Below are 23,987 nucleotides of genomic sequence, written 5' to 3'. Positions count from 1 at the left end.
GATGCGGACTGGACACCACCTGGACGCCGCCTACCCGCTGGTCACGGGCACTGACCAGACGTCGGCGATCGACGGGTCATAATTGCGCCCGTCGATGTCTTCGGCGAAGCGGACACGGACCGTCCCGTCGGCGGCGAAGTCGGCGCGGTCCACCAGGACCTGGTAGGTGACGACGCCCTCACCGCCCTCGGTGCGCCGATGGGCGCGGGAGTGCACGACGACGCCGTCGACCAGGACGTCGTAGTCCTTGGTCTGCGCCTGGTTGTAGGTCTCGACGGCCCGCAGCACGAACGGGCGGCCGGGGGTGACCGCGAGGTCGAACTCGAAGTACCCGCCGCCGACGCCCTGCTGGGTGTAACGCCGGGTCCGCCCGGCCTCGGTGTTGACGCCGGAGGTCGCCGAGGCGGTCAGGTGGTGGGCCTGCTCCGAGGCGCTGTCGCCCAGGTCGGCGTGGTCGGCGGCGTCCGGTGGCGGCGCGGCGAGCACCACCCGCACCTCGGTGGTGGCGGTCGATCCCGCGGCGGCGGTGAGGGTGGCGGCGCCCTCGGTGACCGTCATCGGCGCGGTGACCGCCGCCGTCACCGTCCGTTCCTGCCCGGCGGCCAGGTCGTAGCGCCGGGCCGGGCCGGCGGGCCAGCCGGGCGGGCCGGCCACGGTGAGGTCTCCCCCGGCGCGGACCGTCGAGCGGTTGCGCAGCGTCACCGTGACGGTGGTGACGCCGCCCGGGTCCACGGTGTCCCGGTCGGCGGCGAACCGGGTGATCTCGACCGGTGGCGCGACGGTGAGCGTGGCGCCGACCGGCAGGGTGACGGCACGGCCGGGCCGCCGGTAGCCGACGGTCCCGGCGAGGGTCACGTCGCCGGGATCCTGGCTCGCGGGGATGCGGACGTCGTAGCGGGCGGTCGCCGTGCCGCCGGGCCGCACCGACGACGGCGCCGGCCGGAGCGGCGTCACGGTCCAGCCCGCCGGGGCCGGCAGCGCGAACCGCACGCCGGTGAGCGGGGTGGCGCCCGTGTTGCGCAGGCTCGCCTCGACCCGGACGACCGAGCCGGGCAGCGGCTCCCCGCTCACCACCCGGACCGACGCGCTCGCGTCGACAGCGAACCGGTAGCTGCCGGAGCCGACGGTGAAGACCGCGCTGTCGCCGTTCATCCGCACGAACGTGACCCCGTCGGCCCGCTCGGCCGGCCGGCCGCCCTCGGTCACCACCCACCGGCTCGCCGCGGGGATCTCCACGGTGGCCGTCGTGTTACCGGGGACCGTCACGTTCAGCGCCATCTGCCCGGCCGCGTCGAGTCTCCAGTCGCTGACGAACCGGCCGTACCGCGACCGGTAGCTCGCCCGAGCCGACGTGAGGCCGCCGCCCGGCTTCGGCGCGATGGTGACGTGCCGGTATCCGGGTGCCGCGTCGTCCGGGCGCAGGCCGCCGATGGTCCGGTACATCCAGTCGCCGACCGCGCCGTACGCGTAGTGGTTGAAGGAGTTCATGCCGACGTCGCCGAAGCTGCCGTCGGGTTTGATCGAGTCCCACCGCTCCCAGATCGTGGTGGCGCCGCGCGCGATCTCGTAGCCCCACGACGGGTAGTCCCGGTTGGTCAGCAGCCGGTAGGCGATGTCCAGGTTGCCGGTGTCGGTGAGCGCCGGCAGCAGGTCGGGCGTGCCGAGGAAGCCGGTGGACAGGTGGTGTTCTCGGGACGCGACCCGGTCGGCGAGCCGTTTCCCGGCGGCGTCGCGCAGCGCGTCCGGCACCAGGTCCATGCTCAGCGCCAGGACGTACGCGGTCTGGCTGTCCCCCTCGATGCGGCCGTCGGCGGACAGGTAGGCGTCGGCGAACGCCTGTTTCACGGCGGTGGCGCGAGCGCCGTACCGCTCGGCGTCGGCGGTGCGGCCCAGGGCCGCGGCCATCTCGGCGAAGAGCCTGGTGCTGTACGCCGCGTAAGCGGTCCCGACCACGCCGGCCGGAGTCGGGTCGTCCAGGTTGAGCCAGTCGAGGTACGGCCCGGCGTCCGGCCGCAGCAGTCCCCGGCTGGTGGCCTGCACGTAGTCGACGTACCGGCGCATCGAGTCGTAGTGCGCCACCAGGACCGCCGTGTCGCCGTAGCGTTTCCACAGCGTGTACGGCACGGTGATGCCGGCGTCCGCCCAGCCGGACACGCCCTCGCCGCAGCAGCTGCGCGGCGCCACGTCCGGGTAGGCGCCGTTGGCCGACTGGGCGTCGCGCATGTCGGCCAGCCACTTGGTGAGGAAGCTCAGCGAGTCCATGTTGTAGGTGGCCGTCTCGGCGAACACGCTGATGTCACCGGTCCAGCCCAGGCGCTCGTCGCGGGCCGGGGTGTCGGTCGGCACCGACAGGAAGTTGCCGCGCTGCCCCCAGACGATGTTGCTCTGCAACTTGTTGATCATCGGGTCGGAGGTGGTCAGCTCCCCGGTGAACGGCGCCGCCGTGCCCATCACCCGGCCGGTCACCGTGGACAGGTCCGGAGTGCCGGGGAAGTTGCTCAGCTCCACGTAGCGGAAGCCGTGGAACGTGAAGCGTGGCTCGTACACCTCGGCGCCCGTGCCGGCCAGGGTGTAGTTGTCGGTGGCCTGGGCGGTCCGCAGGTTGGCGGTGTAGACGGTGCCGTCCGGGTTGAGGACCTCGGCGTGGCGGATCCGGACCGTCCGGCCGGCGTCACCGCTGACCCGGAGGCGGACCGAGCCGACCATGTTCTGGCCCAGGTCGACGACCCACACCCCGGGGCGGGGCTGGGTGAGCGCCTTCGCGGGCAGTTCCCCGGTCACCTTCACCGGCGGGTCGACCTGCGCCACCAGGCGTCTCGTCGGGTCGTCGACGGTGGTGTCCCGGACGGCGGCCGGGGACCAGGCGGTGTCGTCGAAGGCCGAGCGGCGCCAGCCCGGCGGGTCGCGGCGGGCGTCGTACGTCTCACCGTGGATGTTGTCGCCGCGCAGCACCGGCCCGTCGGCGGTACGCCAGCCGCCGTCGCTGCCGATGATCTGCGACGTGCCGTCGGTGTAGTCGATGCGCAGTTGCGCGAGCAGTTCCGGCCGCTGTCCGTAGAGCTTGTCGCCGAGCCAGGCGATGGAGCCGGAGTACCAGCCGTCGCCGAGCATCGCCCCGATCGTGTTGTCCCCGGCGACGAGCTGCCCGGTGACGTCGAAGGTCTGGTACTGGACGCGTTTGGCGTAGTCGGTCCAGCCGGGCGCGAGCTGGTGGTCGCCGACCCTGGCGCCGTTGAGCGACAGCTCGTAGACGCCGAGCGCGGTCGCGTAGATCCGGGCCCGGCCGACCTCGCGATCGACGCGGAACTCGTGGCGCAGCAGCGGTTTCCCGCCCGGGTCGGCCAGCAGCGTCTCGGTCGAGCCGGACACGGTCAGCCCCCGCGGGCCCGGCGTGCCGGCGGTGAACGGGTTGGTCCCGGTGGTCAGGTCGGCGTCGACCTCCACCCGGCCGCCGACCGTGAGCTTCACCGCGTGCACGATCGCGGACTCCGGATCCGAGGTACGCACCCCGATCGTCCCGCTGCCGTGCCGGGTGTCGACCGTGGTGTCGACCAGGGTGCCGTCGACGAACGTGCGGATGGTGCTGCCGCCGGCCTCGATCCGCAGGTCGTGCGGCTTGTTGAAGTCGGCGGGCGCGATCACGCCGTCGATCGGCACCTGTTTGAGCAGCTGCCAGGAGCCGCCGGTACGCACGTGCGGGCGCAGCACCGGGGCGTTGCCGAAGTTCGCCAGCTGCCACATGTAGGCGTCGTTGACGCTCCTCGCCCGGAAGAACACGCCCGCCGCGTCCCGGGTGACAGTGAGGCGCACGTCGACCGTGTAGTCCGACCAGGAGCTGCTGGGCCGCTCCCGGCCGATCCACTTCGCCTGCCAGTCCTCCGGGCGCAGCAGGCCGGTCTCCCACCACGACGGCGCGCTCCAGGCGGAGGCACGGCCGGCGGCGTCCCAGACACGGACCTGCCAGTGGTAGCGGGTGGCCGAGGTGAGGGCGGGGCCGCCGTAGGCGACCTGGGTGGAGTTGTCGCCGGCGGTCCGGCCGCTGTCCCAGACATCGGCACGTCCGGCGGCGAGGCGGGCGGTGGTCGAGGCCACCCTGATCTGGTACGCGGACTGCAGGACCCCGCGCTGTGCGGAGCTGATCAGCCAGCCGAGCCGGGGCGCCGCGGTGTCGATGCCGAGGGCGCCGGGAACGCCCTCGACGGTGAGACCGGTGACGGCCGGGGCGGGTCCGGCGGCGGTGGCCGGCGCCGGGGTGCCGGAAAGGCACAGCGTGAGGGCGAGGAGGGAGGTTGCCGCCCATCGGACGGCGGGACGAAGGCGCATGGATCACCCTTTCGATCGGGGCATGCCGGATCGCGGCGCGGGGGACGCGCCGAGCAGGTGTTACACGGTGGTGAAACGTTTCACGCGGATCGGTAACACGATCGTACGGACCCCGTCACACAAAGGCAATGATCGGCCACAGTGGAGAGCCCTCGACGGGCGCGACTTGTCGATCACCGCTACGGTCGAGGGATGTCCGGCAGCGCTTTGATCATGTACGCGACCAGCAACGACGGCATCACCCTGCGTGCGGCCCTGTCCGGCGAGCTCGACCTCGCCGACGCCGACGAGGTCCGCGACAACCTGGCGGCGGCAGCGAGCGCGTCCACCTACCGATTCCTGCAGATCGACGTCTCCGACGTGACCCTGATCGACTCGTACGCCCTGGGCGCCCTGGTCAGCGTCCGCAACTCGGCCGCCGCGGCCGGCGTCACGGTGACCCTGGTCAACCCGTCACCGCCGGTCCTCAAGGCCATCCAGGTGACCGGCCTCGCCGAGGTCTTCGGCCTGCCCTGATCCCCGTCCCATGGTCTTCGGCCCGCCCTGATTCCCGTCCCTTGGCCTTCGGTCGGCGCTGATTCCCATCCCATGGCCTTCGGTCGGCGCTGATTCCGGTCCCGTGGCTTTCGGGCCGGCCTGAATCCCGTCCCTTGGCTTTCGGCCCGCCCTGAATCCCGTCCCTTGGCTTTCGGCCCGCCCTGAATCCCGTCCCTTGGCTTTCGGCCCGCCCTGATCACTGTCCCGCCACCTTCTCGGGCCGTCCCCCGGCGGTTCCCGGCCGGTGCGCCCACCCGCCGGGGTGGGAGCCGGGATCCGGCCCCGGCGGTTCCCGGCCGGTGCGCCCACCCGCCGGGGCCGGAACCGGGATCCGACGCCGTTCGCCCGTCCGGGGAGCCACACCGCGGGCCGGGGCGGCGCCGGAAACCGGGTGCGGCCGGCGACGGCCCCGCGCTACCGTTCGCCGGTGCGCACCAGTGAGGAGATCTACCACCGGGTGCGCTGGGATCCCCGGTTCGATCCGGCGCGGTTCGTGCTCGGTGTCGACCTGCACGGGGCCGAGCCCAAGCTGGTGCCGTTGGCGGGGTTCGTGCCGGGCGGCGACATCCCGTGGCATCGGGTGCTGTTCATCGAGGCCGACGGCGAACGGGTGTGGGACCGCGCGACCGGCGCCGACCTCCTCGACACATCGGCCGCCGGGCGGGTCGGGGCTCGTCGTCTGCTGAGCGCGCCGTTCTTCACCGCCCGCACCCCGCACGTGTGGCACCCGGTGGACGGCTGGGTCCCGGCCGGCGCGCCCACGGCCATCCCCCGCAAGGCCGCCGGACCGACCGGCGCAGACTCGAACGCCCCCCGAAGGACCGCCGAGCCGACCGGCGCAGACTCGAACACCCTCCGAAGGACCGCCGAGCCGACCGGCGCAGACTCGAACACCCTCCGAAGGACCGCCGAGCCGACCGGCGCGCACCTGGCCGCCGCCGAAAGGACCACCGGGGTGGGCGAGGTGGAGCCGGCCGTCGCCGGGGCCGGCGGGAAACCGGCCGGTGGGCTGCGGGTGATCACCTGGAACACGCTGTGGGACCGCTACGACGCCGACCGGATCCACACCCGTCGGCGGCGGCCGCTGCTGGTCGCCGCGCTCGAACGTGCCGCCGCGGACGTGATCGCGCTCCAGGAGGTCGAGCGTGACCTGCTGGAACTGCTGCTGCGGGCCGGCTGGGTGCGGGACCGTTACACGCTCTGCACCGACCCGGCCGGCACGGATGTCGACGACAGTGGTGTGCTGCTGCTCAGCCGGGTTCCGGTGCTGGAGTCGGGGCGGCACGTGCTGGGGCCGTACAAGCAGGTCACCGCGATCACCGTGCCGGGGCCGGTGGTGGTGGCCGCGGTTCATCTGACCAGCGATCACGCCGCCGACGGGCGGGGGCGGCGCGCCGCCGAACTCGCGGAACTCGCCGGTGGGCTGGCCTGGCTGGACGTTCCGGTGGTGCTGGCCGGGGACGTCAACGACGGCGGCGACACCCCGGCGCAGCGGCTCGGGCTGCGCGACGCGTGGATCGAGGCGCACGGTCCGGGTGACACGACGGCCACCTTCGACCCGGTGCGCAATCCGCTCGCCGCCGTCGGTTCGCTGACCGGCCGGGCGTCCCGGCTCGACCGGGTGCTGCTGCGCGGCGCCGGCCTGACCGTCGTGGCGGCGGGCCTGGCCGGTGACGTGCCCCATGACGGCCTGTTCCCGTCGGATCACTTCGCCGTGGTCGTCGACGTGACGCTCGGTGAACCACCGGCGGAGACGATCGGTGCGCGGCCGACGGCCCGGACCGCTGTGGCGTGGCTGCCGCCGCAACGGTTGTGGCCGCCGGTCCAGGATGTGCGGCGGGCGCTGGATCCGCAGGTGGACCGGTGGCCGCCGCATGTCAACGTGCTGTTCGGCTTCCTTCCGGAAGCCGATTTCGAGGACGCTGCGGCCTTGCTGGCTGCCGCGGCGGGCGAGGTCTCCCCATTCCCGGCAGAGCTTTCGGGGGTACGCACCTTCGCGCACCGTGACGATGCCACCGTCTGGCTCGACCCGGCCGCCGCGAGCCCGGAACCGTGGCTCGGCCTGCACCGGGCGTTGCGGCGCCGGTTCCCGCAGTGCCGTGGCCGCGCCGAGGGGTGGACGCCCCACCTGACGCTGGGCCGCGCCGCCGGGCCGGTGACCGTCCGGCTCGCCCCGGCGACGGCGCCGGTGGACCGGCTCACCCTGCTGTCCCGCCGCGGTGACGAGCCGATGGTCCCGCGGGCGGAACTGCTGCTCGGCACCGGCGAACTGCGCTGGCTCCCCGACCCGCCGCCACCCGCCCCGCCCGCGGCCGACCCGGCCGGTGTGCTCGCCACCCTGCGGGCAGCCCTCCCCGAGGCGATCGTGCACCTGGCCGGCTCCCGGCGGCTCGGCTGCGACCTCCCCGGAGCCGACCTCGACCTGGTGGCCGTGTTCCCCGGCGCCCCCGGCCACGGACTCGCCGGCAAACCCGGCGCCGCGCTCCCCCGCGAGGCCCACGCCGACGTACCCGGCGTGGTCGACGTCGACGGGCTGCGGCGGCGGGTGGCCGAGGCGGCCGGTCCGGAATGGTCGGTGCGGACGGTGACCGGGGCACGGGTGCCGGGGCTGCGGCTGAACGGGACCGGCAACCGGGCGGGGCTCGCGGTCGACCTGGTCACCGTCGGGGCCGGTGGGCTGCCGGTGGCCGAGGCGGTGGCCCGGCGGGCAGAGCTGGACGAGCCGTCGGCCGTCGCGCTGAGTGCTGTCTCCGACGCCGAGGCCGTCCTCGCGGCGACCGCCACGGCGCCCGGCTTCACCGGCCTGGCCCGCTCGGTGAAGGCCTGGGCACGGGCGCGGGGCCTCGACTCGGCGCCGTTCGGCGGGCTGCCCGGGCTGGCGTGGGTGGTGCTGGCCGCGCGAACCGCCCGGGACGCCGGCGACCGGGACCCGGACGAGCTGCTACGGGACTTCCACGGCGCCTGGGCGGCCTGGGACTGGACCGAGCCGGTCGCCCTCACCGGCGCTGCCACGGTGGTCACGGAGGCGTACCCCATGATGGTCTTGACTCCGTCCGCTCCGGTCCGGATCTGCACCGGACAGGTGAGCGCCGGCGTCAGCGACCTGGTCGTGGAGGAGCTGTACCGGTCCTGGGACGGCCAGCCGGCGACCCCGCCGCACCGGCGGCACCGCGCGTGGGCCGTGCTGACCGTGGAACCGGTGGCCGGCGAGGCGTTCGAGGAGACGATCGGCCGGTTCCGGGGCCGGGTGCGCGCCCTGCTGACGGCTCTCGAGGAGGCAGGCGTCACCGATGCGCACGCGTGGCCGCGGCCGTTCACCAGCGGTCCGGCGATCCGGGAGTACGCCGTCGGGCTCGGCCGCCGCCCGCCGGATGCCGCAACGCTCGCCGCCGTCGTGGCGCCCTGGCTGGCCACGCTGCCGGGGGTCCGGGCGGACCGGGCCGACGGCGGGGCGGTGCCGACGCTGCGCTGACCGCGGGCTTGCGCCTCAAGCGGCTTGAGCGCCCATCATTCCCGGTATGACAGATCACGGCGATCTCCATCCGATCGGGGACGTGGCACGCCGGACCGGCTTGTCGGTCAGCGCCATCCGCTTCTACGCCGACGAGGGCATCGTCCCGGCGTCCGGCCTCAACAGCGCGGGCCACCGCGTGTACGACGTGACCGCCGTCGCCCGGCTCGAACTGATCCGCACGCTGCGTGACCTGGGCACCGGGCTGGACGAGATCCGGCGCCTGCTGCGCGGCGAGACGACCCTGCGCTACCTGCTCGCCGAGCACCTGGAGCTGGTCGAGCGGCAGAGCATCGACCTGCGGGCCCGCCGGTCGGTGCTGCGGGCCCTGAACCGGCACGAGCATCCGGTGCAGCGGGCCGCCCTGATGCGCCGGCTCGTCACGATGTCCGACGAGGACCGGGAGCGGCTCGTCGACGACTTCTGGACCGAGGCCGGCGCCGACCTGCCCGCCGACTTCGCCGAGCGTCTCGGGGCGATGCGGCCGCGGCTGCCCGACGATCCGGCCGCGGCCCAGCTGGACGCCTGGATCGAGCTGGCCGATCTGCTGCGCGACCCGGAGTTCCGCGCCGCCGTACGCGATCACCTCCGCGACACCTACACCGGAAGCCCCGGGGCTGCGGTGATGACGTCGGCGCCGGTGCAGGAGTACATCCACTCCGGGTCGGCGGTGATGGAGAAGATCGTGGCCGCGTACCGGTCGGGACTGCCGGCCGACGCCGGTTACGCCCGTGAGCTGGCCGGGCGGCTGGTCAGCGAGACCGCCGCGGCCCTGGGCACGGACGACTCCCCGCAGCGGCGTGAGCGGCTCGCCGCCGCGTACCGGATGATCGACGAGTTCGACGACACCGAGCACGACGAGCGGTACAAGGCCACCCACGGCCGCTACCTGGCGCTGGTGGCGGCGGTCAACGCGACGCCCGCCGACCCGAACGCCGACCTGGACTTCGGCGGGCTGTCCCGCTGGCTGGCGACGGCCCTGGACGGCTGACGGTCACTCGAAGAACTTGAGACCGAAGCCGGTGCTCGTGGTGGCGCCGGGCACGTCGGCCCGCCGGTAGGTGACGTTCCCCCACCAGACCGCGGTCCCGGTGTACCAGTAGCGGTTCGCCCACGAGTACGGCGTGCCCTTGGCGACCGCGTGGTACATGGTCGGGAACCGGTTGCCGGACGGCGGGCTCGCGGCGATGTCCCCGCGCTCCAGGACGAACGTGTGATGCCCGGGCCCGTCGGCGTGGAGCGTCGGGTCCCAGCCGGACATCAGCTCGGAGGCGTTCGAGCCGAACAGGCAGCCGTTGCTCTTGTACCAGTCCCACACGTACGCCGGGTCGCCTCCGGATCGCAGCCGCAGGTCGGCCAGGCAGTACCGGCTGCTCCAGCTGCCGTTGGCGGAGTACACGACGTGCAACTGGCCGTTCGGGTCGAGGATCGGCTCGGGCGCCTCGTTGATGTACGGGTTGCCGACGACCCGCTCCCACGCCTCTCGGGGCTGGGAGATGACGTACCGTGCCCCGATCGCCGCCGTGGGGCTGCTCATCCGGGCCACGTAGAGGTTCTGCTCGACGTTGGTGGTCCCGGCCCAGCCGGACCAGACGAACCAGCGCTGCCCCTGGTAGGTGAACGGCACCCCGTCGATGGCCCAGCGGTCGTCGGGCAGCGCCACCTTCGTCGCCGCCGAGTAGCCGGTGTCGGGCGCGGACGAGCTGATGTGGTACATCCGGTGGGCGGCGCCGGTCCCGGCCGCGAAGTAGATCCGGTACTGCCCGTCGTGGTGCACGATCTCCGGCGCCCACACCTCGCCGAGGCCGCCGGTGTCACGCCAGACCTGCTTCTTCGGGGCGGCGGCCAGGCCCTCCAGGGTGGTCGCGGTGCGTACGGCGACGCCGCCGTCGACCGATTTGGCCGAGACGTACAGCCCGCCGACCTTGATGACGCTCGGGTCGGCGCCGCCGAGCGTGGTCCGGGCGGCGGGCGCGGGCGGTGCCAGGGCGAGAACGCCGAGGACGGTGGCGGACAGGATCGCGACGAGCCAGCGGGAACGAGGCACGGGGGTTCCTCCTTCGACTCACATGAATTTAATAAAGCTAACAGTTAATTCGGGTTGAACCGGAGCGGCCGCCGGCCCGTAGAGCCGGGGAGAAAGCGAAAGTGTTTACGGAAGGACGGGGCGGTTCGTGGCGCCGGAGCACTCGACCGGACCTGCGCACTACCGGCGACAGGGACAGATTCCTCGTCAGCGTGCCGTCCTCGTGGAGTCCGCCGGGGACGACCCGTTCTGGCCCGCCGCGTCCGGGCCGGACATGTACACGACCGACTGGTCACCGCGCCGCCACCGCAAGGGACGCCGCCGGGCCCGCGGGCGGGCCGGCCGTACCGTCTCGATCCTGCTGGTGGTCGGCGCCGCGGTGGCCGGCGGCGGATACGTCGCCGTCCACAGCACCGTCCCGCCGCCCATCGTGCCGGCCACCGTCGACGCCGCGCTGGAGCCGAGGCCGAGCATCCCCCCGGCCGCCACCCGCGGCCGGCCACGGCCTGCCCCGTCGGTGAGCCCGTCGGCCACCATCCGCAAGGCCACCCCGAAGTCCACCCGGCCACCGGAGCCGGTCGCCGGCCTCACCCAGGCGCAGATGAACAACGCCGCGGTGATCGTGCAGGTCGCCCGGGAGATGGGCCTCCCCCGCCGGGCGATGCTGGTGGCCATGATGACAGGGCTGCAGGAGTCGAGCCTGCGCAACCTGGCCAACACCACCGTGCCCGCCTCGCTGGACCGGCCCAACGAGGGCGACGGCGCCAACTTCGACTCGCTCGGCATCTTCCAGCAGCGCCCGAGCCAGGGCTGGGGCACCGTGGCGCAGCTGATGACCCCGCGGTACGCCGCGAACGCCTTCTACGAGAAGCTGATCGACATCGCCGACTGGGAGTCCAAGAGCCTCGGCGACGCGGCGCAGGCCGTGCAACGCTCGGCGCTGCCCGACGCGTACGCCGACCACCAGGACCGCGCGGAGAAGGTCGTCGACGCGCTGCTGTGAGGCCCGGCGGGCCGTACGGTGGTCGATGTGTTCTCCCGACTGCTGGCCGGGCACCGCCGCCGCGCCAACCTCACCCAGGAGGCCCTGGCCGAGCGGACCGGTCTGAGCGTGCGCAGCCTGCGCGACCTGGAGAACGGGCGGGTCACCCGGCCCCGGCCGTCCACCCTGGCCCTGCTCGCCGACGCGCTCGCCCTGACCGGCGCCGAGCGGGAGCTGTTCCTGGCGGCCGTCGCCGGGGGTCCCCGCCAGCTGCCGCTCGACGTGCCGGGGTTCTCCGGCCGTGACGCCGAGCTGGCGGAGCTGGACGCCGTGCTCGACCAGCCGCGGGCAGTGGTGGTCGTGACGATCGCCGGGCTCGCCGGAGTCGGCAAGACCGCCCTGGCCGTGCACTGGGCGCACCGGGTCGCCGACCGGTTCCCCGACGGGCAGCTCTACGCCGACCTGCGTGGTTTCGGCCCGGCGCCGGCGGTCACCGACCCGGCCGAGGTGCTGCGCGCCTTCCTGGAGGCGCTCGGTGTGGCTCCGGCCCGCGTCCCGGCCGGCCCGGACGCGCGGTCGGCGCTGCTGCGTGGGCTGCTCAGCGACCGGCGGATGCTCGTGGTGCTCGACAACGCCCGCGACGACGAGCAGGTGCGGCCGCTGCTGCCCGGCGCCGGGGACAGCGTCGTCGTGGTGACCAGCCGCGACCGGCTGGCCGGGCTGTTCACCGTGGCGGGGGCGCGGCCGCTGCGGCTCGGTGTCCTCGGCGAGGGCGAGGCGCGTACCCTGCTGGCGGCCCGGATCGGCGCGGACCGGCTGGCCGCCGATCCCACCGCGACCGGCGCGATCGTCGCGGCGACCGCCGGCCTGCCGCTGGCGCTCACCATGGTCGCCGCCCGGGTGGCGTTCCATCCCACGTTCCCGCTGGCCGCCTTCACCGGCGACCTCGGTGTGACCGCCGACCTGCGGTGGGTCTTCTCCTGGTCGTACGGCGCGCTGGCGGCCCCGGCGGCGCGACTGTTCCGCCTGCTCGGCCTGCACCCGGGCCCCGAGGTGACCGTCCCCGTGGCGGCCGCCCTCGCCGGCCGCCCGGTCACCCCGACCGCGGAGCTCCTCGCCGAACTGGCCCGGCTGCACCTGCTGATCGAGCAGCGTCCGGGCCGTTTCCTGCTGCACGACCTGGTCCACGACTACGCCGCCGCGATCGCCGAACCGGACCACCCGGCCCGGGACCGCCTCTACAAGCATCTGCTCACCGAGGCGGGCTCCGCGGCCGTGGCCGTGCAGCCGCAGTGGCTGTCACCGCTGCCCCCACCGGCCGCCGCGTCCACCCCGGAGGAGGCTCGCCGGTACTTCGCCGCCGAACACGAGGTCCTCACCGCCGCCGTCCGCCAGGCCGCCGCCGACGGCTTCGACACCTACGCCTGGCGGCTCGCCTGGTGCCTGGCCGCCTGGTTCGCGCCGAGCGGCCGATGGCAGGACAACGAGGCGGTCCAGCGGATCGCGCTGGACGCGGCCCGCCGCTGCGACGATCCGCTCGGCATCGCCACCGCCTGCCGGATGCTGGCCCGCGCCGAGACCCGGCTCGGACGGCTGGACGCCGCCGAGAAGCACCTGACCGAGGCCCACGCCCGCTACCGGGACCTCGGCGACGCCGGCGGGCAGGCGCAGGCCCTGCACAACCTGGCCGAGGTACGGCAGCTGACCGGCCGGGTCGAGGAAGCCATCGCCACCGTCGGCGACGCGGTCACGCTGTACCGGCAGGCCGGCCACCGCGACGGCGAGGCCCGCTCGCTCAACGCCCGGGGCTGGCTGTTCGCGCAGGCCGGGCGCTATCCGGAGGCGATCGACTGCTGCGCCGCCGCGCTGACGGTGCAACGGGAACGCGGCGACCTCAACGGGCAGGCGGCCACCCTGGACAGCCTCGCCTTCGCGTACGGCCGCCAGGGCCTGTCGGGGGAGGCGGCCGCCGCGGCCGAGGAGGCCGTGCGGCTGTTCGGGCGGTCCGGCGATCGGTATCACGAGGCGGAGGCCCGGGGCCGGCTCGGCGACCTCCACCGGGCGGCCGGCGATCCCGAGTCGGCCGCCCGGTCGTGGCGCGCCGCGATCCGGATCTTCGACGATCTGGGCGACCGGGCGGCCGACGAGATGCGCCGCCGGCTCGCCTCCCTCACCGCGGACCCGCGCCACCCTTGACCCCCGCACACCGGAGAAAAAGCGGTCATGCGTCCAGTGTGGGCACACCGCCCCCGCCCCACCAGGCAGTTGACCGGCAGTTCAGAGGACGCGCGGAACCGGGGGCAGGGCGGGGCTGTCGAGCCAGGCGGTGAACAGGTCGTCGAGGGAGGCGCCGCTGTAGCGGGCGGCGTGTTCGCGGAACTGCTGCGTCGTCACCGTGCCGTGGCGGTGCTCGGCCACCCAGGAGCGGAGCAGGGTGAAGAACGCCTGCTCGCCGACCTTCGCGCGCAGCGCGTGCAGGGCCAGCGCGCCCCGCTTGTAGACCAGCGGGTCGAACATCCGGTCCACGCCCGGGTCGGCGACGACGACGTCGGCGGGCTGGGCCGCGACCCAGGCGTGCCAGCGGGCCGCGTGGGTGTTCGTCGAGGGGCCGCCGGAGGCGCCCGACCACAACCATTCGGCGTACGTGGCGAAGCCCTCGTTGAGCCAGATGTGCCGCCAGTCGGCGACCGTGAGACTGTTGCCGAACCACTGGTGGGCCAGCTCGTGCACGACCAGCCGCTCGTGGGTGCGCCGCCCGTCGAGGTGGTTGCGGCCGAAGACGGCCATGCCCTGCGCCTCGACCGGGTCGTCCAGGTCGTCGTCGGTGATCACGACGACGTACTCGCGGAACGGGTACGGCCCGAACAGCTGCTGCATCGCCTTCATGATCTCGCCGTGCCGGCCGAAGTCGTGCCGGAACGCGGCGCGGACCCGCGGGGTGATCGCGGCCCGCTGGCGTACCCCCGCGGTGGTCAGGTCCACCATCTCGTAACGGCCGATCTGGACGCTCATCAGGTACGGCGCGGTCGGCTCGTCCCGCTCGTAGACCCAGGTGGTGGCGCCCGCCCCACGCCGCTTGGACACCAGGTCGCCGGTGACGAGCACGGTGTACGCCGACGCCACGGTGATCGTGATCAGGAAGGCGGCCTTGTCGCCCGGCCGGTCGTTGCACGGGAACCACGACGACGACCCGTTGGGCTGGCTGGCCACGAGCACCCCGTCGCTCAGCTCGTCCCAGCCGATGTCTCCCCACCGGCCGGAGACGGGACCGGGCTTGCCCGCGTACCGTATCTCGGTCTTGAACGTCGCCCCGTAGCCGATCGGCCGCTCCGGTTTGATCCGCAGCTTGCCGGTCCGGTGGTCGAACTTGGCCGGCCGCCCGTCCACCCGCACGTCCCGCACCTGCAGCCGGGGCCCCAGGTCGAGGCTGAACCGGGACAGCGGCTGCACGGCGCGCGCGGTGACGACCGCCCGGCCGGCCAGCCGGTTGGACACCACCCGGTAGTCGAGGTCGAGGTCGTAGTGCAGCACGCGGTAGCCGCCGTTGCCGTTCGCCGGCAGGTACGGGTCGGTCGACCGGTCGGCGCCCGGGGTCGCGCCGAGGGGGATGCCCGGTGGGGTCATACCCGGCGGGAGGCCGTCACCGGCCAGGTCGCGACCGGGTTGCCGAGCCAGCGGCTGTCGTCGGGCACCGCGTCGCCGCGGGTGACGAGCGAGCCGGGGCCCACGGTGGTCCGGGCGCCGATGCTCGCGCCGGGCAGCACGATGCCGTGCGGGCCGAGGGTGGCGCCCGCGCCGAGGGTGACCTCATCCATGCTCATGATCCGATCATGGAACAGGTGGGTCTGCACCACGCACCCCCGGTTGACGGTCGCCCCGTCACCGAGCCGGACCAGATCGAACTCGGGCAGCCACAGCGTCTCCAGCCACACCCCGCGGCCGATCCGCACACCGAGCGTACGCAGCCACAGGTTGAGCAATGGGGTGCCGGCGGCGAGCCGGAACAGCCACGGCGCGGCGAGCACCTCGACGAAGGTGTCGGCCAGCTCGTTGCGCCACACGAACGACGTCCACAGCGCCCGCTCCCCGGCCCGGAACCGGCCGACCAGCAGCCACTTCGCGGCGGTGGCGAGCAGCGCCCCGGCGACCGCGGCGAGGAACAGCACCGGACCGGCGGCGAGCGCGGCGGCCCACGCCCCGGCCTCGCGCCAGACGAACGTCAGCGCGGCCAGCACCGCGACGGCGAGCGCGCCGGCGCACATCACCGGGACGACCCGGCACAGCTCGACGAGGGCACGGGCCACCTTGAGGCGGGCCGGCGGGTCGAAGGTCCGGCCGGTGTCCGCGGTCTCGACGATGCGGCGCAGCGGCATCGGCGGGGCGCCCAGCCACGACGAGCCCTTCTTCGCCTTGTGCGGCGCCGACGACAGCACGCCGACCAGGCCGCGTTTGGGCACCGACCGGCCGGGCGCGGTCATCCCCGAGTTGCCGAGGAAGGCCTGCTTGCCGATCCGCGCCGGGGCGACCCGCAGCCAGCCGTGGTCGAGCTCGTAGGTCGCGACCATGGTGTCGTCGGCCAGGAACGCGCCGTCGTCGACGGTCGTCATCGACGGGACCGCGAGCACCGTGGAGATCTCCACGCCCCGGCCCACCTTCGCGCCGAGCAGCCGCAGCCACACCGGCGTGAACAGGCTGGAGTAGATCGGGAACAGCGCGACCCGGGCCATCCCCATCAGGTGCTCGGTGGTCCACACCTGCCACGCCACCCTCCCCTGCACGGGGTGGAAGCCGGTCCGCAGGCCGATGCTGAGCAGCCGCACCAGGACCAGGACCAGAAGGGCATAACCGAGCAGGTACGCGACAGCGGCGCCCGGAACGGCGACGAGCAGGGCCGTCGGGGACGGGCCGACGAGCGCGCGGGCGAGCAGCGCCAGCGCCGGAACCGCGGCGAGCACCGGCAGCAGGCCCAGCAGCTGTGCGGTCAGGCTGTAGGCGACCACCCAGGTGGGGGCGCTCAGCCGGGACCGGTCGGGGCGCTGCGACGGCCAGACGGTGGCGCCCTTGCCGGTCACCGGGACGGCCGGGGAGCCGGCCCAGCGCTGACCGGCCGGGACCGCGCCGGTGACGGTGGACCCGGCGCCGATCTTCGCGCCCTTGCCGACCCGGGCGCCGGGCATGAGCGTGCTCCGGGCGCCGACCCGGCCGCCCGCGCCGACGCGCACCGTGCCGACCCGGACCACGTCGCCGTCGATCCAGTAACCGGACAGGTCGGCCTCGGGCTCGATGGCGGCGCCCCGGCCGAGCTTGAGCAGCCCGGTGACCGGCGGCGCGGAGTGCAGGTCGACGTCACGGCCGACGCGGGCGCCGAGCAGCCGCGCGTAGGTGGTCATCCAGCCCGCGCCGCCGATGCCGGTCGCGCCGGTGACCTCGGCGAACCGCTCGGCCGCCCACAGCCGCAGGTGGACGTGGCCGCCGCGGGGATACTCGCCGGGGCCGACGCCGCGCAGCAGCAGCCGGGCCGCCCCGGCCGCGAGCAGGATCCGCCCGGGTGGGCTGAACAGCGGGAACCAGGCGGCCGCGATCCACCACCAGGAGACGGCCGGGGCCAGCGACACGATCTTGCCGAGGGCGGCCAGGACGGTCAGCCAGCGCAGCCCGACCAGGGCCAGCATCGGCAGCATGAGCACTGCCTGCACGAACCCGGCGCGGCGCGGGGTGGGCCGGACGTCGCGGCGGACCGTGGTCTCGGTCTCCAGCCCGTCGAGGATCGCCGCCATCTCGGACAGCCGCGGGTTCTGATAGACGTCGGCGACCGACACCCGCGGGTGGGTCTGCCGGATCCAGGCGACCAGCTGGGCGGCGTTCAGGCTGCTGCCGCCACTGCTGAAGAAGTCGGCGGCGGCGTCGGCCGGGCGGACCCCGAGGATCTCCTCCCAGCCGCCGGCCAGCCACTCCTCGGCCGGGGTCAGCTCGCCGGCGCCGGGCGTGCCGACCGCCGGCGGCCACGGCAGGGCGGCCCGGTCGACCTTGCCGGAGGTGCGGGTGGGCAGCGCGTCGACGACCGCGAGCAGCGGGACGAGCGCGGCCGGGAGCTGCTCGCGGATCCGCGCGGTGGCGGCCGCCACGTCGAAGGCGTCCGGCTCGTGCGGCACAAGGTAGCCGACCAGCAGCTGGTTGCCGGCCGCGGTGCGCTTGACCGCGGCGGCCGCGCCGGCCACCCCGGGCAGCGCCTGCAGGGCCGCGTCGACCTCGCCCAGCTCGATCCGGCGGCCGCCGAGTTTGACCTGCTCGTCGCCGCGGCCGAGGAACAGCAGCCCCTCCGGCTCGGCCCGCACGATGTCGCCGCTGCGGTAGGCGCGGGACCAGTCCAGGGCGGGCAGCGGCGCGAACTTCTCGGCGTCCTTCGCGGCGTCCAGATAGCGTGCGAGGCCGACGCCGCCGATCACCAGCTCGCCGGTCTCGCCCATGCTGACCGGCTCGCCGGCGGCGTCGACGACGGCCAGCTCCCAGCCGGCCAGCGGCAGGCCGATGCGCACCGGGCCCTCGCCGGTCAGCCGGGCGGCGCAGGCCACCACCGTCGCCTCGGTCGGCCCGTAGGTGTTCCACAGCTCGCGGCCCTCGACGGCGAGCCGCTCGGCCAGCTCGGGCGGGCACGCCTCGCCGCCGAAGATCAGCAGCCGGACGTCCTCGAGGGCCTCGGCCGGCCAGAGCGCGGCCAGTGTCGGGACGGTGGAGACCACGGTGATGCGCTGCTCGGCCAGCCACGGGCCCAGGTCGACGCCGGAGCGGACCAGCGAGCGGGCGGCCGGGACGAGGCACGCGCCGTGCCGCCAGGCCAGCCACATCTCCTCGCAGGAGGCGTCGAAGGCCACCGACAGCCCGGCCAGCACCCGGTCGGCGGGGCCGAGGGGCTCGACGTCGTCGTCGGCGAGGAACAGCTGCGCCTCGGCGTCGACGAACGCGGCAGCGGCGCCGTGCGAGACCGCCACCCCCTTCGGGGTGCCGGTGGAACCCGACGTGAAGATGATCCAGGCGTCGTCGGCGGGGCCCGGACGCCCGGTCCTGCCCAAGGGGGTCCGCCGCAGCGAGACGGTCAGTCCGTCGCCGAGCACGGCACACACGCCCGCCTCGGCGAAGACCAGCTCGGCCCGCTCGTCGGGGTCGTCGGCGTCGACCGGCACATACGCCGCGCCGGCCGCCAGCACGCCGAGGATCGCCAGGTAGAGGTCGGCGGTGCCGGAGGCGATCCGCACGCCCACCCGGTCGCCGGCGCCGATGCCGTGCCCGCGCAGGGCCGCCCGCAGCGTCTGCACCTCGGCGGCGAGCTGACGGTATGTCAGGCTCGTCGCGCCGGTGTCGATCGCGCGGGCGCCCGGATGGTCGTGCACCGTGGCGTCGAATATGTCGATCAGCGTGCGGCGGATCGGGGCGGATCGCGAACGGAACACCGCCGGCGCCTCGGCTGCGAACTCCCACTCGGGCAGCTCGATAAGTCGCAGATCGGTCGACACCGTCACTGAGCGCGCTCCATTCCCCTGGTCCGCCGTTTCGCGGCAACGTTCGAAACTACTTCCGTTGAAAGGGAGATAACGGCCGAATGCCGTAGAGGTGTTGACGGACACACCGCGATCCATCCGCAAGCATGGATCGCCACTCACCCGAACGGTCAGTCTCCGTGCACCCGGTTGCGGCCCTGGCGCTTGGCGTCGTACAGGCGCTGATCGGCCCGGTTCAGCGCGCCGGCCAGCGCGTCCGGGCCGGCGGCCTCGGCGAGGCCGATGCTGATCGTGACCGACAGGCCCGGTTCGATCGACCCCCAGGGGTACGCCGCCACGGCCGCCCGCAGCAGCTCGCACTGGGCCCGCGCGTCCTCGGCACCGGAGCCGTGCACCGCGAGCAGGAACTCCTCGCCACCGAAGCGGGCCACCAGATCGGCCGGCTCGATGCCGTCGAGCAGGATCCGGGCGATCCGCCGCAGCACCTCGTCGCCGACCGGGTGGCCGTACCTGTCGTTGACCCGCTTGAAATGGTCGACGTCGGCCAGCGCCACCCAGACCGGGCCATCGGCGGCCATCTTCGGCAGCCGGTCGTCGGCCGAGCGCCGGTTCGGCAGGCCGGTCAGCGCGTCCTCGGTCGCCTGGCGCTGCCACAGCAGGTTGTCGGCGGCCAGCTCGGCGCTGCGGGCCCGGTGCAGCTCCGCCTCCAGGCGCGCGTTCTCCGCCTCCAGGCGCACGTTGTCCAGCTCGAAGTGGTGCGCCGCCATCCGGGCCCGGGCCGCCGCGACCTCGTTGTGCAGCTCGCGCTCCAGATCGTGGAAGTCGCGGTAGTAGGCCAGCGCGGCCATGAAGTCGCCGATGCGCTCGTGGGCCTCGGACAGCTCCCGGAAGATCTCCATGGCCATCGGCTTCTCGCCCGCCCGGTGCGCCCGGTCCAGCGCGAGGAGCAGGCCCTCGATGGCCTCGGCGTGGTCGCCGCGCATCAGGCGCACCCGGGCCTGGTGCTGCAGGGCCGCCGACTCCAGCGAACGGTAGCCGGCCTCGACGGCGATCCGCCGCGACTCCTCGATCAGCCGGAACGCGCCGTCCAGGTCACCGGCCAGCGCCAGCAGCATCCCGTGGTTGTCCAGGCTGAGCGCCTCACGGAACGGGTGCCGGGCCTCGCGGGCCAGGGTCAGCGCCTCCACCACGTGGCCGAGCGCGCCGGTGAGCACCCGGTCGGCGGCCTCGGTGTCGCCGCGGCCACGGAGGCGGGTCACCTCGTACACCGCGTTGTCGCTGACGTTGTTGAGGATGCAGAACCGTGCCTCGGCGTTCATCCCGTCGGCCATGCCCAGCGCCTGCATCAGGCACGCCGTGCTCAGCTCACGGTCGCCCATGCTGCCGTGCACCACGCCGGTCCGGTTGTGCACCCAGTAGAGCAGCTCCCGGTCGCCGAGGCGCTGCGCGATCTCCCGCGCGGTGGCCAGCACACCCAGCGCCTCGTCGTGCATGCCGAGGTCCATCAGCGGCATGGCCTGCACGGTGAGCACGTCGCAGAGACCGGCCGGGTCGTCCAGCCCCTCCAGCATCATGGCCGCCCGGCGGCAGGCCGCGATCGCCTCCTCCTGCCGGCCCAGCCGCATCAGCTGGTTGGCCACCGAGCGCAGCGCCGCCGCCTCGCCGGCGGCGTCGCCGATGGCAGCGGCCAGGTCGGCGGCCTGCTGGGCCAGCTCGCCGCCGGCCAGGTAGTCACCGGCGAGACGTCGCTCCTCGGCCCGCTCCAGCAGCGCGGCGACCGGCGGCGAGTCGCTGTCGGCTGTGTTCACGGTGGTCAAGCGTCCTCCCTCAACACCGGCACGATGGACCATTCGACCCGCCCGAACCATTCATGAGGAGTTGGGGCCGCACGTCGGCGCCGACGATTGCGGTATCGACAAAGGTCGCTTGGTCCGCGTAGGGTGCACGCTCAATGGGAGCGCTCCCATCCTACTCTGTTCCCACGACACCGGGGGTGCTCCCATGCGCCACGTCATCGCCACCCTGCTCGCCGGCGGGGCTCTGCTCACCGTCTCGGCCTGCGGCACCGCGCCCGGCGCTCCCGGCTCCGGAGCCGGCGGCGCCACCGCAGCCGTCACGACGCCGCCCGCGGGCGCCGCCTGCGAGGCCCTCGCCCAGGTCTACGGCACAAAAATGGCGCCGTACGCGAAAGCGCTCACCACCCTGGCCACCGATCCCGCCACGATCGCCCAGGCCCAGCAGTCGCTGGCCGCGTTCGCCACCGCCGTGCAGGACGCCACCGACACGAGCGCCGACGCCGGGCTGAAGGCGGCCGGCAAGAAGGCCGCCGAGCAGATGCAGAAGAAGTCCACCGACGAGAAGTTCTTCCGCGCGATCAAGACACCCGACGACGTCAACAAGGCGGTCGGCCCGACCCTGAGCTCGTGGCTGGCCCCGGTCCAGCAGCACTGCAGCTGAGCGGCGCCGGCCCCCTTCCGGCCCACGACGGGCCGGAAGTGAGGCCGCGCCGCGCCAAACCACAACCCGCACCGCGCCGCGCCGCGCCAAACCACAAACCCGCACCGCGCCGAACCACAAACCCGCACCGCACCACAAACCCGCACCGCACCGCGCCGCACCGAACCCACACCCCGCCGCACCGAACCACGAACCCACACCCCGCCGCGCCGAATCCCCACCCCGCCGCGCCGCGCCGAACCCGCGCCGCGCGAAACCCACGCCGGGGCGAACGACGAGCCCGCGTCGCACCCAACCCCGAGCCCACGCCGCGCCGAGCGGCGAGCCCGCGACGGCCGCCCGAGGGCCAGGCCCGGCCCGCGACGAGGCCGGGCGACGCGAGGCGGGCGGCGCGAGGCGCGAGGCGCGAGGCGGGCGGCGGGCGGCGGGCGGCGGGCGGCGGGTGGGATCAGGCCGCGGCGCCGCGCAGGACCGCGTCGACCAGGGACTCGGCGAACTGCTCGTCCGGGACGACCGAGCCGAGACGCAGCATCGACTGGACCATGCCCGGGGCGGACAGCATCAGCTGGGTCAGCTCGACGTCGAGGTCGGCGCGCAGCTCGCCGGTCGCGATGCCGCGGCGCAGCACCTGGCGGGTCACCTCGCGGCGCGGCTCGACGAAGTCCTGATACATCCGGGCCAGCTCGCTGTCGCGGGAGATCTCCGGCAGCAGGCAGGCGGTGACCTTGCTGTAGCGCTGTGCCCGCGGTGTCCGGTTCGCCTTGATCAGGGCGATCAGGTCCTCCCGCACCGAGCGGCCGGCCGGCTCGGGCAGTGGCCCCTTCATCGACCGGACCGCATCGATCAGCAGCGCCTCCTTGTTGGGCCAGCGGCGGTAGATCGTCGCCTTGCCGACCCCCGCCTTGGCGGCCACCGCCTCGATCGAGATGGCCGCGGCGCTCTGACCCTCGCTCAGCAACCCCAGCACCGCGTCGAGGATGGTCTCGTCGGCCTGGGCGTTGCGCGGCCGGCCAGGAGCCTTGCGGTCCTGGCCGGCTGCCGTGCTGCTGCTCATGTCGTTCATTGTTACCGCTGGGTTACGCGTCGGCCAGTTCCCGGCCGGGTTCCTGCACGGCGGCGGGCGCCGGGGCGGCCGCGGGCCGCTTGCCGGGGAGCCACAACACCGCCACCAGGGCCCCGAGCAGGGCGAAGACCGTCGAGCCGATGGACGCGTAGTGCATCGCCGTGACGAACGCCGCATCGGCGCCGTCGAGCAGGGCGGTGGCGGCGGGGCCGGCCTGGGCGGCGACCGCGTGGGCGCCGGCGATCGACTCGCGGGCCGCGTCGGCGGCGGCGTCCGGGAGCCCGGACGGCGGGGTCAGGTGACCGCGGTAGACCGAGGAGACGACCGCGCCGAGCACCGCCACGCCCAGCGCCCCGCCGAGCTGGCGGATGGTGTTGCTGACCGCCGAGCCGACGCCCGCCTTCTCCCGGGGCAGCGTCGCCATGATCGCCTCGGTGGCCGGTGGCATCACGTTGGCCATGCCGACGCCCTGTACGAAGAACGCCACCGCGACCAGGGCGATCGGGGTGTCGACGCCGATGAACAGCCAGATGCCGAGGGCGGCCGAGACGAGCAGCAGGCCGACGGTGCTGACCGCCTTCGGGCCGAACCGCTTGACCATCGAGGCGCTGGCCGGGGCGAAGATGAGCTGGCCGAGCGCGAACGGGACGAACAGCGCGCCGGAGGCGAGTGGCCCGTACCCGCGCACCATCTGCAGGTAGAAGGCGCCGAAGAACATCGAGCCCATCGCCGCGAAGAAGACCAGGCCGATGATGCCGGTCGAGGCGGAGAACTGCCGGTTGGCGAAGAGCCGCACGTCCAGCGACGGGAACTCGATGCGCCGCTCGTAGACCACGAACCCGCCGAGGACCAGCAGGCCCGCGGTGATGGTCGCCCAGGCGGCGGTCTCGCCGAAGCCGTCCTCGCCGCCCTTGATCACGCCGTAGGTGAGCAGGGTCAGACCGACGATCGACAGCAGCACGCCGAGCACGTCGATGCGGCCCGGCTTCGGGTCACGCGACTCGGGCACCAGGATCGACACCAGGGTCACGCCGGCGATCACGATCGGCACGTTGATCAGGAAGACCGAGCCCCACCAGAAGTGCTCCAGCAGCACGCCGCCGAGCACCGGGCCGACCGCGACGGCCAGGCCGACCGCGCCCGCCCAGACGCCGATGGCGCGCGGGCGCTCCCGCGGGTCGAAGACGTTCGCGATGATCGACAGGGTGGCCGGCATGACGGCGGCGGCGCCGAGGCCCATCAGGGCGCGGGCCGCGATCAGCTGGTCCGGCGAGGTGGCGTAGGCCGAGATCAGCGACGCGAGGCCGAAGACGACCAGGCCGGCGGTGAGACTGAGCCGGCGGCCGAGACGGTCGGCCAGGATGCCGGCGGTGAAGAGCAGACCCGCGAAGACCAGGGTGTACGAGTTGATCGCCCACTCGAGCTCACTCTGGGTGGCGCCGAGCCCGCGGACCGGGTCGGCGATGGTGCTCATCGCGACGTTGAGCACCGTGTTGTCGAGAACGACCACGAGCAGGCTGATGACCAGCACGCCGAGGATCGCCCAGCGCCGGGGATGCCCGGTCTGGGATGGAACGTTGGTGTCCATGTGC

Annotated in this window: 13 protein-coding genes; 6 read left to right on the top strand and 7 right to left on the bottom strand. The window is 74.1% G+C overall.

What is annotated here, in order from left to right; all coding sequences use genetic code 11:
• Positions 1–30: 30 nt before the first annotated feature.
• Positions 31–4,323 (bottom strand): family 78 glycoside hydrolase catalytic domain, encoded by a 4,293-nt coding sequence (locus BM290_RS39140; RefSeq protein WP_093621023.1) that lies wholly within the window; start codon positions 4,321–4,323, stop codon positions 31–33.
• Positions 4,324–4,515: 192 nt separating this feature from the next.
• On the opposite strand from BM290_RS39140, the gene BM290_RS39135 reads away from it, so the two are divergent.
• From BM290_RS39135 to BM290_RS39125, 3 genes are all read left to right on the top strand, one after another.
• Positions 4,516–4,839, top strand: a complete 324-nt coding sequence (locus tag BM290_RS39135; RefSeq protein WP_093621022.1) for an STAS domain-containing protein — start codon at positions 4,516–4,518, stop codon at positions 4,837–4,839.
• A 448-nt stretch (positions 4,840–5,287) separates the two neighbouring features.
• Positions 5,288–8,332, top strand: a complete 3,045-nt coding sequence (locus tag BM290_RS39130; protein WP_218163314.1) for a poly(A) polymerase — start codon at positions 5,288–5,290, stop codon at positions 8,330–8,332.
• Between the two features lie 46 nt (positions 8,333–8,378).
• Complete coding sequence (locus BM290_RS39125) at positions 8,379–9,362, top strand: helix-turn-helix domain-containing protein (protein ID WP_093621021.1); 984 nt, start codon at positions 8,379–8,381, stop codon at positions 9,360–9,362.
• A gap of 3 nt (positions 9,363–9,365) precedes the next feature.
• Here BM290_RS39125 and BM290_RS39120 read toward each other — a convergent pair whose 3' ends face one another.
• On the bottom strand, positions 9,366–10,418 hold the full coding sequence (locus BM290_RS39120) for a glycoside hydrolase family 43 protein (RefSeq protein WP_203779602.1): 1,053 nt from the start codon (positions 10,416–10,418) through the stop codon (positions 9,366–9,368).
• Between the two features lie 202 nt (positions 10,419–10,620).
• Here BM290_RS39120 and BM290_RS39115 point away from each other — a divergent pair, with 202 nt between their 5' ends.
• Positions 10,621–11,400, top strand: a complete 780-nt coding sequence (locus BM290_RS39115; RefSeq protein WP_093621020.1) for a hypothetical protein — start codon at positions 10,621–10,623, stop codon at positions 11,398–11,400.
• Positions 11,401–11,427: 27 nt separating this feature from the next.
• Positions 11,428–13,575 carry an ATP-binding protein gene (locus BM290_RS39110; RefSeq protein WP_177320081.1) on the top strand — a complete coding sequence of 716 codons (2,148 nt, stop codon included), beginning with the start codon at positions 11,428–11,430 and terminating at the stop codon, positions 13,573–13,575.
• A gap of 81 nt (positions 13,576–13,656) precedes the next feature.
• Here the strand turns inward: BM290_RS39110 and BM290_RS39105 are convergent, their stop codons facing one another.
• The 3 genes from BM290_RS39105 to BM290_RS39095 form a co-directional block, all read right to left on the bottom strand.
• Entirely contained in the window at positions 13,657–15,003 is a 1,347-nt protein-coding gene (locus tag BM290_RS39105; RefSeq protein ID WP_093621018.1) for a M1 family metallopeptidase, read from the bottom strand.
• Positions 15,000–18,896 carry a Pls/PosA family non-ribosomal peptide synthetase gene (locus BM290_RS39100; protein ID WP_093621017.1) on the bottom strand — a complete coding sequence of 1,299 codons (3,897 nt, stop codon included), beginning with the start codon at positions 18,894–18,896 and terminating at the stop codon, positions 15,000–15,002. Before BM290_RS39100 ends, BM290_RS39105 begins: the two co-directional genes overlap by 4 nt.
• 149 nt (positions 18,897–19,045) lie before the next feature.
• On the bottom strand, positions 19,046–20,683 hold the full coding sequence (locus tag BM290_RS39095; protein ID WP_239143869.1) for a GGDEF domain-containing protein: 1,638 nt from the start codon (positions 20,681–20,683) through the stop codon (positions 19,046–19,048).
• A 193-nt stretch (positions 20,684–20,876) separates the two neighbouring features.
• Between BM290_RS39095 and BM290_RS39090 the strand changes: the two genes are divergently transcribed.
• A complete protein-coding gene (locus tag BM290_RS39090; protein WP_093621015.1) occupies positions 20,877–21,332 on the top strand; it encodes a hypothetical protein in 456 nt (151 codons plus the stop codon).
• A gap of 448 nt (positions 21,333–21,780) precedes the next feature.
• Here the strand turns inward: BM290_RS39090 and BM290_RS39085 are convergent, their stop codons facing one another.
• Both BM290_RS39085 and BM290_RS39080 read right to left on the bottom strand, forming a co-directional pair.
• Positions 21,781–22,395 (bottom strand): TetR/AcrR family transcriptional regulator, encoded by a 615-nt coding sequence (locus BM290_RS39085; protein ID WP_093621014.1) that lies wholly within the window; start codon positions 22,393–22,395, stop codon positions 21,781–21,783.
• Between the two features lie 13 nt (positions 22,396–22,408).
• Entirely contained in the window at positions 22,409–23,983 is a 1,575-nt protein-coding gene (locus BM290_RS39080; protein ID WP_093621013.1) for an MFS transporter, read from the bottom strand.
• Positions 23,984–23,987 lie beyond the last annotated feature (4 nt).

The organism is Actinoplanes philippinensis, from assembly GCF_900113015.1.
In the GTDB taxonomy this organism is placed as follows: Bacteria; Actinomycetota; Actinomycetes; order Mycobacteriales; family Micromonosporaceae; genus Actinoplanes; species Actinoplanes philippinensis.
This window is presented reverse-complemented; position numbering and strand designations above follow the sequence as displayed.